Genomic DNA, 15105 nt, shown 5'->3' with positions numbered 1-15105 from the left:
TCGACGAGTCTCCCGTGATCCTCGCCCGCGCCGAGGCGGTCAGCCGCCGCTACGGCGACGTGCTCGCCCTCGACCGGGTCGACCTGGAGGTCTCCGCCGGCGAGCTGGTCGGCCTGCTCGGCCCGAACGGGGCCGGCAAGAGCACCCTGCTGAACCTGCTCGTCGGGCTGCGCCGGCCCACCGCCGGCCGGGTCGAGCTGTTCGGTGGCGACCCGCGCGACCCGGCGAGCCGGCGGCAGATCGGGGTCACCCCGCAGGAGACGGGCCTGCCCGGCACGCTGCGGGTCGGAGAGGTGGTGGACTTCGTCGCCGCCCACCATCCCGACCCGGTCCCCCGGGGCGAGCTGCTCGACCGCTTCGGCCTGGGCGAGCTGGCCCGGCGGCAGACCGGGGGCCTCTCCGGCGGGCAGCGCCGCCGGCTCGCGGTGGCGCTCGCCTTCGTCGGCCGGCCCCGGCTGGTGCTGCTCGACGAGCCGACCACCGGCCTGGACGTCGCGGCGCGGCACACCCTGTGGGAGGCGATCCGGGCGTTCCATGACGACGGCGGCACGGTGCTGCTGAGCAGCCACTACCTGGAGGAGGTCGAGGCGCTGGCCCGGCGGGTGGTGGTCATCGGGCAGGGCCGGGTGCTGGCCGACGACACGGTCGACGCGATCCGGGGCATCGTCGGCGTACGCCGGGTCAGCCTGGTCGCCGACGCGCTGCCCGCGCTGCCCGGCGTGGTGCGCACCGAGCGGGTCGACGGCCGCACGCACCTGCTCACCACCGACGCCGACGAGCTGGTGCGGGCCCTGGTCACCGCCGGGGTGGCGTTCGCCGACCTGGAGGTCCGCCCCACCTCGCTGGAGGAGGCGTTCCTCGCCATCACCGCGCCCGGCTCCGGAGCCGACCGTCCGACGACCGCCGTGGCCGGCCCGCCGGCCACCGCCTGAGGGGACGGATCTCCCATGCGCCTCGCCCTGGTCCACGCCCGCTACCAGCTCCTGGAGACGGTCCGCATCCCGGTCGCCGTCGTCGGCAGCGCCTTCTTCCCGGCCGTCGCGATGCTCTTCTTCGTGGTGCCGTTCGCCAGGAAGGACCCGGTCGCCGCCACCTACGCCACCGCCGCCATGGTCACCTTCTCGGTGATGAGCGCGAACATCTTCCAGTACGGCGTCGGGGTCGCCGAGGACCGCGACCAGCCCTGGAACCCGTACACCCGGACCCTGCCGGCCGGCCCCGCGCCCCGCTTCGCCGGGCGGGTGCTGGCCGGGCTGGCACTCACCTACCTCTCGCTGGTGCCGGTGGTGGCGATCGGGGCGGCGTTCACCGAGGCGCGGGTCAGCGCACCGGCGTTCCTGCTGGCCCTGGCGATCGTCACGGTGATCTCGGTGCCGTTCACGCTGCTGGGTCTCGCCATCGGCTACTCGATGCCCAGCAAGGCGGCGATCGTCGTGGCGCAGGTCGTCTTCTTTCCGCTCGCCTTCGGGGGTGGGCTGCTCTCCGCACCGGACCAGGCGCCCGGCTTCGTGGAGGCCGTCGCGCCGTTCCTGCCGACCCGAGGCGCGGTGGAGCTGATGTGGGCGGCGGTCGGCGACTACCCGGTCAACCCGCTGTCGATGGGCATGCTCGGGGTCTGGGTGGTGCTGCTGGCGCTGCTGGCCGGGTGGGCGTACCGGCGCGACGAGGGTCGACGGTTCAGCTGACGTTTCGGCCGATCCGCCACGTGGCGCGGCGGGTCGGTGCCACGATTCCGGCAGGGGCGTGCCGGCGTGGCCGTCCCCCGCCGAGAGGGGGGTCGACGTGAGCATCGTCCCGCCGGGCACACCCTGCTGGGTCGACCTCGCCACCCCGGGCCTCGCCGAGGCGCGGCGGTTCTACCCCGAGCTGTTCGGTTGGACCGGCCGGATCGACCCGGAGCCCGAGGCGGGCGGCTACACGGTCTTCCTGCTCGGCGGGCGGGCGGTGGCGGGTGCGGGCCCACCGGCCATTCCCGACCAGGTGCCGATCTGGTCGACGTACCTGGCGACCGACGACGCGGAGCTGGTGGCCGGCCGGGTCGAGCGGGCCGGCGGGCAGGTCGTGGTGCCCCCGTTCGAGGTCTTCGACCAGGGACGGATGGCGGTCTTCGCCGACCCCGCCGGGGCGGCGTTCAGCGTCTGGCAGCCGATGTCGATGCCCGGGGCCGAGGTCTTCGACGTCCCGGGGGCGCTGACCTGGACCGAACTGGTGACCCCCGATCCGGAGGGCGCGAAGGTCTTCTACGAGCTGGTCTTCGGCTGGCAACCGGACGACCAGCAGGCGGGCCCGGTCACGTACACCGGCTGGCGGCTCGGCACCCGGATCGTGGCCGGCATGGTGCCACCGCTCGGCGACGGGTTCCCCGCGGACACGCCCGCGTACTGGTCGGTGTACTTCGCCGTGACCGACGCCGACGCGGTCGCCGCCCGCGCCGCCGAACTCGGCGGCACCATCCTCGTCCCGCCCCAGACCGCCCCGGCGGGCCGCTACGCCGCCCTCCGCGACCCCCACGGCGCCCTCTTCAACATCCTCACCCGCCCCACCCTCACACCCCGTTGATCATGAAGTTGTTGCGGCGACACGCCGAGCGGAGCGACAACAACTTCATGATCAACGGGAGGAGTTCGGTGGGCGGGGGTGGGGGTGGGGGCGGATGGGGACCACCAGGGGGCCCTGGGCGCCGGGGATGACGCGGACCGTCGCGCGGTACCAGGTGGCCAGGAGTTGCTCGGTGAGCACCTCGCGGGGGGTGCCGGCGGCCACCACCCGGCCGTCGGCCAGCAGCACCATGCGGTCGGCGTACTCGCCGGCGATGGAGAGGTCGTGCATGGTGGCGAGCACGGTCAGGCCGTGCTCGCGGCGCAGCCGGTCGACCAGCTCCAGCACCTCCTGCTGGTGGCCGATGTCCAGGGCGCTGGTCGGCTCGTCCAGCAGCAGCAGGGTCGCGCCCTGGGCCAGCGCGCGGGCCAGGAAGACCCGCTGCCGCTCGCCGCCGGAGAGGGTGACCAGTTCCCGGTCGTGGAACCCGGCCAGGTCCAGCCCGTCGAGCACCTCGTGGGCGGCGGCCAGGTCGGCGGCGGACTCCCGGCCCAGCGTCGGGATGTAGGGGGTGCGGCCCAGCAGCACGTAGTCGAACACCGACATGCCGGCCGGCACGACCGGGGACTGGGCCACCGTGGCGACCACCCGGGCACGGTCGCGGCGGCGCAGCGCCTCGCTGGGCGTACCGAAGAGGGAGACGGCGCCCGGCGCCGGCAGCAGGCCGCCGACGGCGCGCAGCAGGGTCGACTTCCCGGCGCCGTTCGGGCCGATCACGGTGACCCACTCGCCGGCGGCGACGGTCAGGTCGACGCCGGCCAGGACCGGCGTGCCGTCCAGGCGCACGTGCAGGTCGCGCACCTCGACGGCGGGCACGGCGGTCACGTCGGGGGCCCGCACGGCCCCACCGTCCGCCGGCCGCGCGGCCGGCACGCGCCGCGCCCTCACCCGAGCATCCGGCGGGAGGTACGCAGCACCAGCACGAAGAACGGGCCGCCGAGCAGTGCGGTGACCACGCCGATCGGGATCTCCGACGGGGCGGCGGCGGTACGGGCCACCACGTCGGTCAGGGCCAGGAAGGCCCCGCCGAAGAGCAGCGAGAGCGGCAGGATCACCCGGTAGCTCGACCCGGCGAGCAGCCGGACGGTGTGCGGCACGATGATCCCGACGAAGCCGATCAGGCCGGACGCGGAGACGGCGGCGGCGGTGCCGAGCGAGGCGGCGGCGATGAGCAGGTAGCGGGACCGCTGCGGGTGCAGTCCGAGGCTCGTGGCCTCGTCGTCGCCGACGGAGAGCACGTCGAGCTCCCGTCGGTGCAGCAGCACCACGAACGCGGTGAGCAGGAAGTACGGCAGCACCAGCCGCACGTCGTGCCAGCCGGCGGTGGCGAGCCGCCCGAGCAGCCAGGAGTAGACCTGCTGGATGCTGTCGGAGTTGCGTTGCAGCAGGTAGGTCTGCCCGGCCGAGAGGAACGCGGAGACGGCCACGCCGGCGAGGATCAGTGTGGCGGTGGAGCGGCCGCGCCCGCCGGAGACGCCCAGCAGATAGGTCATCGCCACCGCGCCGATCGAGCCGACGAACGCGGCCAGCGGGATGGTGAGCGGCAGCCCGGTCAGCGCGCCGCCCGCCCCGGCGCCGAGGGTGATCACCGCCGTGACCGCGAGCCCGGCGCCGGCCGCCACCCCGAGCAGGTACGGGTCGGCCAGCGGGTTGCGGAACACGCCCTGGTAGCAGCCGCCGGCCAGGGCCAGCAGCCCGCCGACCAGCAGCCCGAGCACCACCCGGGGCAGCCGCAGCTCGGTGACGATGGCGATCTCGCGCTCGGAGAGACCGCTGTCGAGGTGTACCCCCGGGATGAGGTTCAGCAGCTCGGCCGCGACGCTGCCCGGCGGCAGGCTGACCGGGCCGAGGGAGACCCCGGCGACCAGCGCGACGAGCACCGCGGCGACCCCGGCGACGAGCCAGCGGGGCCGCAGCCCGGCGGGCCGGGACGCGGGGAGCGTCCCGGCCCGCCGGGCGGGCGGCGCCTTTACGAGCGGACGGCTCATGAACGGGTGCGGGTCACGCGGGGACCTTGGCGGTGGCGTCGACGATCACGCGGAGCAGGTCCACCACGCGGGGGCCCCAGCGCGAGGCGACGTCGTCGTCGAGGGCGACGATCTGGTTGTTCTTGACCGCCGTGACGCCCGCCCAGCCGGCGCGCGCCTTGACCGTCTCCGCGCTCTGCTTGCAGCACTTGGTGTCGGCGAGGAAGACGAAGTCCGGGTCGGCCTTGACGATCACTTCCTGGGAGAGCTGCGGGTAGCCGCCCTGCTTGCCGTCGGCGTCGGACGCGTCGGCGATGTTCTCCAAGCCGGCCAGGGCGTAGAGCGAGCCGATGTAGGTCTTGCTGGTGGCGGTGTAGAGCTCCGGGCCGAGCTCGTGGTAGTAGGTGAGCTTCTCGGCGCGCTTGGGCAGGCCGGCGACCAGCTTGGCGATGTCGTCCTTCATCCGCTTGGTCACGTCGGCGGCCTCGTCCGCGTGCCCGGTGAGGGCGCCCAGCTCGGTGATCTGCCGGTAGGTGTCGTCGAGCGTCGTCGCCGCCGGGGTCTGGTAGACCGGGATCTTCAGCGCGGTGAGCTGATCGACGATCTTGTTGCGGTCGTCGGAGAGGACCACCAGGTCGGGGCTCTTGCCGGCGATCGCCTCGGCGTTCGGGGTGAAGCCCGAGAGGTCGCTCTTCGGCGCGTCGGCCGGGAAGTTCGACTGGTCGTCGACGGCGGTGACCTGCTTGCCGGCGCCGATGGCGAAGAGCATCTCGGTGGCCGACGGGGAGAGCGAAACGATCTTCTCGGGCCGCTTCTCCAGCGTCAGCTTCCCGACGGTCACCGGGAAGGCGGCGCCGGCCGAGCTGGCGCCGGCGGCGGGGGTGTCGTCGGAGCTCTTCTCGGCGCAGGCGCCGAGGGCGAGCGCGGCCACCGCGAGGGTCGCGGCGAAGAGCCGGGGGGTACGTCTGAGCACGGGTCCTCCTGTCGGTCGAGGAGCGTGGTGCTTCGCCGACAGGGAGCAATGGCGCCCGTCCGCGAGGCGCCCTTCCTCGAGAGCGCGAGTCGCGACCACGGACGCAGGCGACCTGGCTCGTCCCCGCCACGCCCGGGTGCGGCGGTGGCGGGACATCACAGTTGCGGGACAGCGCCGGTTTCACACCGGCTTCGCTGCGCGTGGTCGGTAGAACCGTAGCGCACGCCCCGGACATGCCTCGACGATCCAGGGCGCATCGGCGCTCGCTGATCACCGACGGCGGCGACACGCCCTGGATCGACGTCTGCGGAGAGGGGGTGGGGCCCCGCCGGGGACGGAACGGGGCCCCACCGGGTCAGGAACTGGTGATGGTGACGTTGTCCACAGCCGCCTCGACCAGGCTCGCGCCCGAGGCGTCCGCCGCTTCGACGAGGATCCGCACCGACTGACCCGCGTACGGGGTGAGGTTGGCGTTGGCCACCGCCCAGGCGCCGTTGCGGTTGGTGGCCGCCCCGGACTGGGTGAACAGGGCCGTGGTGCCGCCGTTGTGCACCACGCTCACCCGGAGGTAGTCGGCCGACGAGGCGTTCGAGCCGTGGGCCAGGTACCAGGCGAGGGAGAGCGTCAGCGTGCCGCTCGACGGCAGGGTCACCGCCGGCGACCGGGCGCTGGTCACGCCGCCGTCGAGGTCGTAGTCACCGGCCGCCGTGCCGGCCAGCCGGCCGGTGACGAGGTCGTTGGCGCCGGCGTACGGGGCGAGCTGCTTCGCCCCGCTGGAGTTGGTCGCCTGGGCGGCGCCCCGCTCGAACGCCCCGGCGGTCGCGGTGTCGGTGCCGTTCGGGTTGATGGTCCAGCCGGTGGCCGTCTCGAAGGTGTCCGACCAGACCGTGGTGCCGCCGCCACCGCCGCAGTACTGGTCCTGCTTGCCGATGACCCGGTACGGGCAGTCGGCGTACTCGCTGATCAGCAGGACCGCCTCCCGGTTGCGCGAGGTCTGGGCGGGGATCACCTCGTCGGGCGGGTAGAAGCCGCCACCGCCGGCCGAGCCGGGGTACATCTCGAAGGTGTACGCCCAGATGCCGTGCTGGCCCCACATCCAGTCGATGCTGTCCCCGTCGGTGATGTAGAGGTCGCTGGACTGCTGCGGGGTGTAGCCGTTGGTGTTCGCCATCTGCTGGCCCAGCGTGGCGAAGGTGTTGTACTGGTCCGTCGACATCCCGGGGGCGGTGTTGTTGTACGTGTAGCCGAACGGCCAGAGCACCAGCTCCGAGTACGTGTGGAAGTCGATGTTGGCCTTGATCTGCTGCGTGCCGCCGACGACCCGGCTGTTCACGAAGTTGCGCAGCGCCGCGGTCTCCGGCGCGGAGAACGCCGACGGGCCCCGGTAGGTGTCCGACGAGGTGGAGCCGGACGAGCCGCCGCAGCAGCCCCACTGGTAGGACCAGTTGCGGTTCAGGTCGGTGCCGACGTACGACGAGCCGCTGTTCGGCTGCCGGTTCTTGCGCCAGGAGCGGTAGGAGCCGGTGGCGATGTCGTACTCGCTGCCGTCCGGGTTGACCGTCGGCACGATCCAGATCTCCCGGCTGTTCACGATGCTGGTGATCCGGGAGTCGCTGCCGTAGCTGTCGGTGAAGAGGTTGAGCAGGTAGACCGCCATCTCGACGGTCAGGTGCTCGCGGGCGTGCTGCTGGGAGTTGAACAGGATCTCCGGCTCGTTCTCGTCGGTGGCGACGTTGTCGGAGATCTTCACCGCCATCAGGTCCCGGCCCTCGTACGAGGAGCCGATGCTGATCTTCCGGGCGATCGAGGGATGGTCCGCGACCACCTTGTTCACCAGGGCGGTCAGCTCGGCGTAGTCGTGGTAGTTGGAGTCGGCGGGCGGGAAGGCTGCCGTGCCGACGTCCCCCTCGGCGTGGTGGTGCCCGTCGGCCGACGGGGCGGGGACCGCCTCCAGCCGGAAGCCGAGCCGGGTGATGGCCGCCGCCTCGGCGGGGGTGGCCGAGACGTTCAGCACGCCGTGCTCGACGAAGTCGATGGCGGCGCCGGTGCCGGCGACGGCGGTGCGGTCGTCGACCGTACGCGGGCCGAGCACCCGGTACGACGCCGCCGCGGAGTCGGCCCGGTCCGGGGCCGGCCGGGCTGTGGCCGGCGCGGCGGCGACCGTGAGCAGGGCGAACCCGGCTGCTACGGCGACCGCCAGGCGACGGCGGAGGGTGGTGTTGCGGAAGGCCATGGACAACCTCCTCGGGGGGCGGGAGGAGATCCCGCTCGGTGGAGGACACTTCACCACCGCTCACATGGTCATATCAACATCCATCGCTGCCCACTTTGCATGTCATCCTGATCCTCACATCGGCAAGGATTTTCCAACTGTCGACCTCTGGCGAAAGTTCCTTCCGGGCGGGACACTGACCCGCAACGATCGTCCGTCCCTGCGGAGGACCCATGGCCAGAACACGCCTGCGTACGGCCGCCCTCGCGGCCGCCACCGCACTCACCCTTCTCGGCACCGCGGCACCCGCCGTCGCTGCCGCACCCGTCGCGGCCCCGTCGACCAAACGACCGGTGGTCCACGACGAGCAGATCACCTTCCAGGACTGGTCCCGCTACCCCGACTGGCGTCGCGGCACCCACGCCGGCACCAAGGCCGTCCCCGGCCTCCGGCCGGGCGTGACGCTGGCCCGACCGCTCGGCACCACCGACTACACCGACCCGCACACCGGCGTCACCAAGAGCTGGGAGTACGCGACCTGGACCTCCCCGGTCACCCGGATCGGCTTCGACGCCACCGAGCTGATCGCCTCGTGGAACGCGAACACCCCGGCCGGCACCTGGATCCAGGTGGAGATGCAGGGCACGTACAACACCGGCGTCCAGACCAAGTGGTACGTGATGGGGCGCTGGGCCTCCGGCGACGCCGACATCAAGCGCACCAGCGTCAACCGGCAGGGCGACCCCTGGTCGACCATCTGGACCGACACCTTCAGCATCGACGACGCCTCCGTCGGGGTGCTGCTGCGGGACTACCAGCTGCGGCTCACCCTCTACAAGGCCCCGGGCCAGCGCGCCGCGCCGGTCGTGCACACCGTGGGCGCGATGAGCTCGAACGTCCCCGACCGGTTCACCGTCGAGCCGAGCGCCGGTGGCATCGCCTGGGGCAAGGAGCTCGCCGTGCCCCGCTATTCGCAGAACATCCACACCGGCCACTACCCCGAGTACGACGGCGGCGGCCAGGCCTGGTGCTCCCCCACCTCCACCACGATGGTGATCGAGTACTGGGGCCGCAAGGCGTCCGAGGAGGAGACCTCCTGGGTCGACCCGACCTACCCGGACCCGACGGTCAACCACGCCGCCCGGATGGTCTACGACTACCAGTACGACGGCGCGGGCAACTGGCCCTTCAACACCGCGTACGCGGCCAGCTTCCCCGGCCTGGAGGGACGGGTCACCCGGCTGCACTCGCTGGACGAGGTGGAGCGCTTCATCGCCGCCGGTATCCCGGTCGTGACCAGCCAGTCCTTCCTCGCCAGCGAGCTGGACGGGGCGAACTACGGCACCTCCGGGCACCTGTTCGTCATCGTCGGCTTCACCGCCGAGGGCGACGTGATCGTCAACGACCCGGCCTCGTCGAGCAACGACGTGGTGCGCAACGTCTACAAGCGTGAGCAGTTCGAGCAGATCTGGCTGCGGACCAAGCGGATCAACGCCAGCGGCGGGGTGTCCGGCGGCCCCGGCGGCGTCGTCTACCTGATCAAGCCCACGACGAAGCCGTGGCCGAAGGTGGCCGGCTCCACCAACTGGTGACCTGACACCGACCCGATCGAGGGGTCCGCGTCGCCCGGCTCAGGCCGGCGACCGGGCCCCTCGGCCGTTCCCCCATCCGGCGAGGCGCGAGCCTGCGGGCGCCGGAGGGGCCACGCCCTGAGGTTCTCCTTCGAGAGGTGCTCGCCGGATGTCTACGGGTTGGCCGACTTGCAACGTTGATAGGGCGTGACGTTCGAGGAGTACGCGTTCGCCCGCACTTTGGCGCTGGTGCGGCTCGCCCGGCTGCTGACCGGTGACGAGCATCGGGCCGAGGACCTGGTTCAGGATGTCCTCGCCAGGGCGTACGCCCGCTGGGCGCGCATCTCCCGGACGGATCGACCCGATGCGTACGTCCGACGGATGCTCGTCAACGCCCACCACTCGTGGTGGCGCCGGCGCAGCAGCCAGGAGATCTCCGTCGCCGATGTGCACGACCGGCCGGGCGCCATGGACGAGGCCGCCGGTGTCGCCGAACGCGACGCGCTGTGGCGGCTCGTCCGCACCCTGCCGGCGCGTCAACGCACCGTGATCGTCCTGCGCTACTACGAGGATCTCGACGACGCGTCGATCGCCGAGATCATGGACTGTTCCACCGGCACAGTTCGTACCCACGCGAAGCGGGCCCTGACGGCACTCCGCGAGCGGCAGGAAGCAACCGCATCCGCCTCCGCCCGGACAGGAGGAGAGTTCTGATGTCCAGCGACCTCGATCAGCAGCTCGCCACGACGCTCAAGCACCACGCGGGCGGCGACATCGACCCCGTGCCGATCGTGGAACACGCCCGGCGTCGCGGCCACCACCTCCGGCTGCGCCGCCGCTGGTTGACCGCCGGGGGGACGGCAGCGGCGTGCGTCGTCCTGGCCGCGGTGGTCATGGTGATTCCGTCCGGTCGGGCACCCGATGGCGGGACCATGTCGGCCACGGCACTCGTGCTGCCGGACGCACCGGGCCAGCCCGGTGCCATCGCACGGCCCGAGGTCGTGGGGGCCGACCCCGGCGTGGTGCACTTCACGACCGACAGCCTGGTCAGCGGCGCCTCGTCCGCGACCTGGAGCGCCGGCCGCGGGGTCGAGAGCGTCGAGTTCCGGGGCCCGACCGGGCAGGCCCGGTTCGCGTTGGCGCGCAGCGTCGCGACGCTCGACGGGCTACAGCAGACGCTGTCGTCGGCGGGGCGACCCCAGCCGCCGGTCGATGTGCGGGTCGGCGGCCGCCCGGGGGTCGCGTGGCTCGATACGAAGCTGTGGTTCGTCCGTTGGCAACCCGTCGACGGGCTCTGGGCTCAGCTCGACATCTACGCGACCGGCCGCGACGAGGCGACGGACGCGGCGAGTCGCGTCCGGTTCGACGGCGCCCACCGCTGCGTGGTGCCGTTCCGCCTGCGGTCGCTGCCGCCGGGTGGGCGGCTGCTCGGCTGCTCGGTCACGCTTTCCCGGACGGAGCACGGCTCCTTCGACGAGGCCTCGCTGACGGTAGGGGACGATTCCGGGCGCTGGCTGACGGTTCGGGCGCAACCCGTGCCGGGGCGCGACGCCAGGGAAGCCGACCTCGTCGCAGGGCCCTACCGGGCACGCCGGCAGGGCAGCGACGTGCTGGAGATGTTCGTCGAGCCATGCGTCGTCGAGGCGTTCCTCAAGGGTTGGGGGAACGGCTACACCGAGCCGGAAGGCCTGACGATTCTGAGCGGGTACCAGCCGGTCCGCGACCTCGACAACCTCGACACCTGGTGACACCACCGCAGCGCCGACACGGCGGATCCCACCGTCGCTCGTCCTGCTGCTGTGCGATTGGAGATCAGGCCGGAATCGATGGCAACAGTGGACTCCAGCGCGGCCGTGATGCGCCCGCCGACGTCGGCCCGGAGCAGGCGGGGATCATCGCCGACGCGCTAGTTGGAGGGCCCCGGCGTCTCCTGGTCCTGGTCCTCGCCGGCGAGGGCGGAGCGGAGCCGCTCCTTCTCGGCGCGACGACGCTCGGCGGCGGTGGCCATCTCCTCGGCCATCTCGTCCCGCCAGCCCTTCAGCAGGAAGAACGACAGGGCGGCCGAGAAGGCCAGCGCCACCATCAGCTTGATGAAGATGTTCATCTCGACCAGCCAGAGGGCCGCCAGCACGGCGACGAACAGGCCGAGCCGGCCCAGCGTGTACTTGACCGCCGCGCTCACGTTCCGCACTCCGTTCTCCGCCGCCGGGCCCCGGCGGCAGGTTCAGCCCGTCCGGCGGGCCAGCCAGTGGACGCCGTGGAACCAGACCACCGCGTACCCGAGGGTGAAGGTCGCCGCCCCCAGCCCACCGGAGAGCAGCGGCGGGAGACCGGCGGCGAGGCCGGCCACCACGAGCCCGGCGACCACGCCCACCGCGGCGGCCGCCAGCGCCGACACCACCCGGGCCGCGCCGAACTCCCAGGCACGGAAGTCGTCCCAGAACAGCCAGGCCGGCAGGATGATCGCCAGCCAGCCGTTCGACCGCCCGAATTCGCCGCTGCCGATCAGCGCGAACGCCCAGTCGAACAGCACCACCGCCAGCACGCCGATGACCAGGCCGGCCAGGCTCACCCCGAGCAGGTCGCCCAGGGTGAGGATGCGCCCCTCGGCGTCCCGCCGGGGGAATCCGCTCCGCTGCTCGGTCATGGTCTGGAAGGGTACGTGCCGCTCAGGCCCAGACCTGCTGCGGCTCGGCGCGGCGCTCGGCCAGGGACGCGGGGGCGTCGTACTCGCGGACCACCTCGTAGCGGGTGTTCCGCTCGACGGGACGGAAGCCGGCGTCCCAGATCAGGTGCAGCAGGTCGTCCCGGTGCATCGTGTTCGGGGTGCCGTACGAGTCGGCGTCGTGGGTGATCTTGTATTCGACGACCGAGCCGTCCAGGTCGTCGACGCCGAAGTTGAGCGAGAGCTGGGCCACCGAGAGCCCGTGCATGACCCAGAAGTTCTTCACGTGCGGGATGTTGTCGAAGAGCAGCCGGGAGACCGCGAAGGTCTTCAGCGACTCGGCCGGCGAGGCCATCGTCGTGCGGGCCTGGATCCGGTTACGGATCTTGCCGTCCGCCGAGTCGACGAAGTCGTGCTGGTAGCGCAGCGGGATGAAGACCGCGAACCCGCCGGTCTCGTCCTGGAGCTCGCGCAGCCGCAGCACGTGGTCCACCCGGTGCCGGGGCTCCTCGATGTGGCCGTAGAGCATCGTCGCCGGGGTCTTCATGCCCTTGCTGTGCGCCAGGGCGTGGATCCGCGACCAGTCCTCCCAGTGGCAGGCGTGGTCGACGATGTGCTGGCGGACCTCCCAGTCGAAGATCTCCGCGCCGCCGCCGGTCAGCGACTCCAGGCCGGCGTCCATCAGCTCGTCGAGGATCTCGTCGGCGCTCAGCCCGCTGATCTTCTCGAACCACTGCACCTCGGTCGCGGTGAAGCACTTGAGCTTGACGTTCGGCAGCGCCGCCTTCAGCTCGCGCAGCACCTTCGGGTAGTAGCGCCAGGGCAGGGTCGGGTGCAGGCCGTTGACGATGTGCAGCTCGGTGAGCTGCTCGTCCTCCATCTCCTTGGCCTTGCGGACCGCCTCGTCGATGCGCATCGTGTACGCGTCCTTCTCGCCCGGCTTGCGCTGGAACGAGCAGTACGCGCACGAGGCGGAGCAGACGTTGGTCAGGTTGAGGTGCCGGTTGACGTTGAACATCACCCGGTCGCCGTTGAGCTCGGTGCGCCGGTGGTGCGCCAGCCGGCCGAGCCACGCGAGGTCGTCGCTGTCGTAGAGGGCGATCCCGTCCTCACGGGTCAGCCGCTCGCCGGCGTACACCTTCGCTTCGAGCTCACGCTTGAGTCCGGCGTCCATCGAAAGCCACGTCCCTTCCACCTGCGGTAGGAATCGAGCGTACGTCGGCCCGCCGACGCCGCCGCAGCATGGTCGGCCCCGTACGCCGGTTCACCGAACTCACAGGCTCCCGTTACCTGCCGACGCATCGACATCGTTGCCTGGGTGCGGTAAGACAGGGTGGGACGTTCACCACACACTGGTAGCGTCCCGACGGCCGCGCCCACCCGGCGCGGCGACGCAGGCCGGACGGGGAGCGGAATGGGCGACAGCAGGCACGGGCGACGGCAGCGACGGCGGAGTCCGGTGATCTCGCCGGTGCTGCGCCCGGCGCTCTGGTCCGCCCTGCTCGGCGCCGTCGCCGCCACGGTCCTCGCCAACCCGGTCCAGGCCGACCCGTCGCTGCCCACCAGCGTCCCCGACACCGGGTCCCGGCCGTCCTACAGCGGCCAGCTCCAGCTCCCCGGCGGCACGCCGGCCCCCGGGCTGCCGGGCACGGTCCCGGGGCTGCCGGGCACGGTCCCGGGGCTGCCGGGCACGGTCCCCGGCGTGCCGGTCGGCAACGGCCCGCTCGCCGCCCAGATCTACGCCGCCGAGGCCCAGGTCGGGCAGCTCCGTGACCAGCTGCTCCTGCTCCAGCAGAAGCGCACCGAGGCCGAGACGCAGCGCGCCACCGCCGAGCGCGGCCTCGCCCTCGCCCGGGACGCGGTGGCGCGCGCCCAGGAGAGCGCTGACGCCGCCGCCGCGGGCGCCTTCAAGGCCGCCGCCGCCCTCCCGCCGGGCGAGTTCGCCAACGACCTGCACGAACTGAGCCGGCTCTCCCGGATCATCCGGGGCGAGAAGGCCGAGGGCGGCACCACCGCCGCCCAGGGCGAGGTGTTCCGGGCCCGCACCGGCGAGCAGGCCGCCAGCCAGGCGATGGTCTCGGCCGACTCCCGCCTCACGGGCGCCCGGACGGAATACTCCGCCGGCGAGAAGGCCCTGCGCGCGGCCGAGAAGAAACTGGACAAGCTGAAGCGGGACAACGCCGCCCAGCTCGTCGAGATCGAACGCCAGCAGGAGGCCGCCGAGCAGCGCCTCGGCGCCGGCTACCTCGGCAACGAGACCGCCAACGGACTGGCCGCCCACCCGACGGCGCTGAAGGCCCTGTCGTACGCCAGGGCACAGCTCGGCGACCCCTACCTGTGGGCCGCCGAGGGGCCGGACCGGTTCGACTGTTCCGGCCTGATCTACGCCGCCTACCGGTCGGCGGGCTACTACGGGCTGCCCCGGGTCTCCCGGGACCAGTACTACGCCACCCGGTCCCGCACCGTGTCCCGCACCGCGCTGCTCCCCGGTGACCTGCTCTTCTTCGCCTCCGGCACCAGCTGGACGACGATCCACCACATGGGCATGTACGTCGGCGGCGGCAAGATGATCCACGCGCCGACCACCGGCGACGTGGTGAAGATCTCCACCGTGCGCTGGTCGCGCCTCTACGCCGCCACCCGCGTCATCGGGGCGGTGCCCGCGCCGGTCAGCACCCCCTCGCCGACGCCGACGCCGAGCAAGCCGCCCGCGACGAAGCCGCCGACCAGCCCGAAGCCGACCCCGTCGCCCACCTCACCGTCGCCGAGCCCGTCGACGTCACCGTCGACCTCGCCGTCCCCGACGCCGACCGGCACCCCCTCGCCCACGGCCACGCCCAGCACGTCGACCTCGCCGTCGCCGTCCCCGAGCAGATCGGACGCCTCGTCGCCGAGCGCCTCGGCCGGCAGTGTGGCGCCGACCACGGCGCGGAGCAGTTCCGATCCGGCAGCCAGCACCTCGGCCAGCACGTCGACCACCGCCTCGGCGAGCACCGGCAGCTGAGCAAGGCCCCCGGGCCGACCGCCGGGATCGGCCCGACATCGCCCCCGGAACACGCTCCGGCTGTGCCGCCGGGCCGGAATGTGGCACGGTGACAGACAGGCACGCCCGGTCCGAT

Annotated in this window: 14 protein-coding genes and 1 riboswitch; of the genes, 7 read left to right on the top strand and 7 right to left on the bottom strand. The window is 72.6% G+C overall.

The annotated features are described in order from the left end of the window. Positions 1-14 precede the first annotated feature (14 nt). The 3 genes from ACPXCB_RS15560 to ACPXCB_RS15550 all read left to right on the top strand — a co-directional run bounded on the left by ACPXCB_RS15560 (position 15) and on the right by ACPXCB_RS15550 (position 2559). The gene (locus ACPXCB_RS15560; protein ID WP_425876009.1) at positions 15-932 is read left to right on the top strand and encodes an ABC transporter ATP-binding protein; all 918 of its coding nucleotides are present in this window, start codon (positions 15-17) and stop codon (positions 930-932) included. A 15-nt stretch (positions 933-947) separates the two neighbouring features. After that, positions 948-1685, top strand: coding sequence for an ABC transporter permease (locus ACPXCB_RS15555; RefSeq protein ID WP_425876008.1), 738 nt, complete (start codon positions 948-950; stop codon positions 1683-1685). Positions 1686-1782: 97 nt separating this feature from the next. Then, positions 1783-2559 (top strand): VOC family protein, encoded by a 777-nt coding sequence (locus ACPXCB_RS15550; protein WP_425876006.1) that lies wholly within the window; start codon positions 1783-1785, stop codon positions 2557-2559. Between the two features lie 51 nt (positions 2560-2610). Here the strand turns inward: ACPXCB_RS15550 and ACPXCB_RS15545 are convergent, their stop codons facing one another. The 4 genes from ACPXCB_RS15545 to ACPXCB_RS15530 form a co-directional block, all read right to left on the bottom strand. Continuing rightward, complete coding sequence (locus ACPXCB_RS15545; protein ID WP_425876004.1) at positions 2611-3438, bottom strand: ABC transporter ATP-binding protein; 828 nt, start codon at positions 3436-3438, stop codon at positions 2611-2613. A 44-nt stretch (positions 3439-3482) separates the two neighbouring features. Next, positions 3483-4586, bottom strand: coding sequence for a FecCD family ABC transporter permease (locus ACPXCB_RS15540; protein WP_425876002.1), 1104 nt, complete (start codon positions 4584-4586; stop codon positions 3483-3485). A 13-nt stretch (positions 4587-4599) separates the two neighbouring features. Beyond that, positions 4600-5538, bottom strand: coding sequence for an ABC transporter substrate-binding protein (locus tag ACPXCB_RS15535; protein ID WP_425876000.1), 939 nt, complete (start codon positions 5536-5538; stop codon positions 4600-4602). Positions 5539-5649: 111 nt separating this feature from the next. Beyond that, positions 5650-5728, bottom strand: a riboswitch (cobalamin riboswitch). Positions 5729-5893: 165 nt separating this feature from the next. Next, positions 5894-7771 (bottom strand): M14 family zinc carboxypeptidase, encoded by a 1878-nt coding sequence (locus ACPXCB_RS15530; protein WP_425875998.1) that lies wholly within the window; start codon positions 7769-7771, stop codon positions 5894-5896. A 212-nt stretch (positions 7772-7983) separates the two neighbouring features. Between ACPXCB_RS15530 and ACPXCB_RS15525 the strand changes: the two genes are divergently transcribed. The 3 genes from ACPXCB_RS15525 to ACPXCB_RS15515 all read left to right on the top strand — a co-directional run bounded on the left by ACPXCB_RS15525 (position 7984) and on the right by ACPXCB_RS15515 (position 11069). Beyond that, positions 7984-9342, top strand: a complete 1359-nt coding sequence (locus ACPXCB_RS15525) for a C39 family peptidase (RefSeq protein WP_425875996.1) — start codon at positions 7984-7986, stop codon at positions 9340-9342. A 186-nt stretch (positions 9343-9528) separates the two neighbouring features. Next, the gene (locus tag ACPXCB_RS15520) at positions 9529-10035 is read left to right on the top strand and encodes a SigE family RNA polymerase sigma factor (protein WP_425875994.1); all 507 of its coding nucleotides are present in this window, start codon (positions 9529-9531) and stop codon (positions 10033-10035) included. Further along, positions 10035-11069 (top strand): hypothetical protein, encoded by a 1035-nt coding sequence (locus tag ACPXCB_RS15515; protein WP_425875992.1) that lies wholly within the window; start codon positions 10035-10037, stop codon positions 11067-11069. Before ACPXCB_RS15520 ends, ACPXCB_RS15515 begins: the two co-directional genes overlap by 1 nt. Before the next feature lie 158 nt (positions 11070-11227). On the opposite strand, the gene ACPXCB_RS15510 is transcribed toward ACPXCB_RS15515, so the two are convergent. The 3 genes from ACPXCB_RS15510 to mqnE are packed head-to-tail and all read right to left on the bottom strand — an operon-like array spanning position 11228 to position 13160. Then, the gene (locus ACPXCB_RS15510) at positions 11228-11503 is read right to left on the bottom strand and encodes a DUF4229 domain-containing protein (protein WP_425875990.1); all 276 of its coding nucleotides are present in this window, start codon (positions 11501-11503) and stop codon (positions 11228-11230) included. Between the two features lie 42 nt (positions 11504-11545). Then, on the bottom strand, positions 11546-11968 hold the full coding sequence (locus tag ACPXCB_RS15505) for a hypothetical protein (RefSeq protein ID WP_121397114.1): 423 nt from the start codon (positions 11966-11968) through the stop codon (positions 11546-11548). Positions 11969-11990: 22 nt separating this feature from the next. Next, complete coding sequence (gene mqnE / locus ACPXCB_RS15500; RefSeq protein WP_425875988.1) at positions 11991-13160, bottom strand: aminofutalosine synthase MqnE; 1170 nt, start codon at positions 13158-13160, stop codon at positions 11991-11993. Between the two features lie 240 nt (positions 13161-13400). Between mqnE and ACPXCB_RS15495 the strand changes: the two genes are divergently transcribed. Next, positions 13401-14990 carry a C40 family peptidase gene (locus ACPXCB_RS15495; RefSeq protein ID WP_425875986.1) on the top strand — a complete coding sequence of 530 codons (1590 nt, stop codon included), beginning with the start codon at positions 13401-13403 and terminating at the stop codon, positions 14988-14990. Positions 14991-15105: the final 115 nt, after the last annotated feature.

Source organism: Micromonospora sp. DT62, assembly GCF_049847285.1.
In the GTDB taxonomy this organism is placed as follows: Bacteria; Actinomycetota; Actinomycetes; order Mycobacteriales; family Micromonosporaceae; genus Micromonospora; species Micromonospora reichwaldensis.
This window is presented reverse-complemented; position numbering and strand designations above follow the sequence as displayed.

Excerpts from the sequence above, each read along its gene's own strand:
- ACPXCB_RS15495 (WP_425875986.1), top strand. The coding sequence starts at position 13,401 with ATGGGCGACAGCAGGCACGGGCGACGGCAGCGACGGCGGAGTCCGGTG.
- ACPXCB_RS15515 (WP_425875992.1), top strand. The coding sequence starts at position 10,035 with ATGTCCAGCGACCTCGATCAGCAGCTCGCCACGACGCTCAAGCACCAC.
- ACPXCB_RS15540 (WP_425876002.1), bottom strand. The coding sequence starts at position 4,586 with ATGAGCCGTCCGCTCGTAAAGGCGCCGCCCGCCCGGCGGGCCGGGACG.
- ACPXCB_RS15530 (WP_425875998.1), bottom strand. The coding sequence starts at position 7,771 with ATGGCCTTCCGCAACACCACCCTCCGCCGTCGCCTGGCGGTCGCCGTA.
- ACPXCB_RS15525 (WP_425875996.1), top strand. The coding sequence starts at position 7,984 with ATGGCCAGAACACGCCTGCGTACGGCCGCCCTCGCGGCCGCCACCGCA.
- mqnE (WP_425875988.1), bottom strand. The coding sequence starts at position 13,160 with ATGGACGCCGGACTCAAGCGTGAGCTCGAAGCGAAGGTGTACGCCGGC.
- ACPXCB_RS15555 (WP_425876008.1), top strand. The coding sequence starts at position 948 with ATGCGCCTCGCCCTGGTCCACGCCCGCTACCAGCTCCTGGAGACGGTC.
- ACPXCB_RS15505 (WP_121397114.1), bottom strand. The coding sequence starts at position 11,968 with ATGACCGAGCAGCGGAGCGGATTCCCCCGGCGGGACGCCGAGGGGCGC.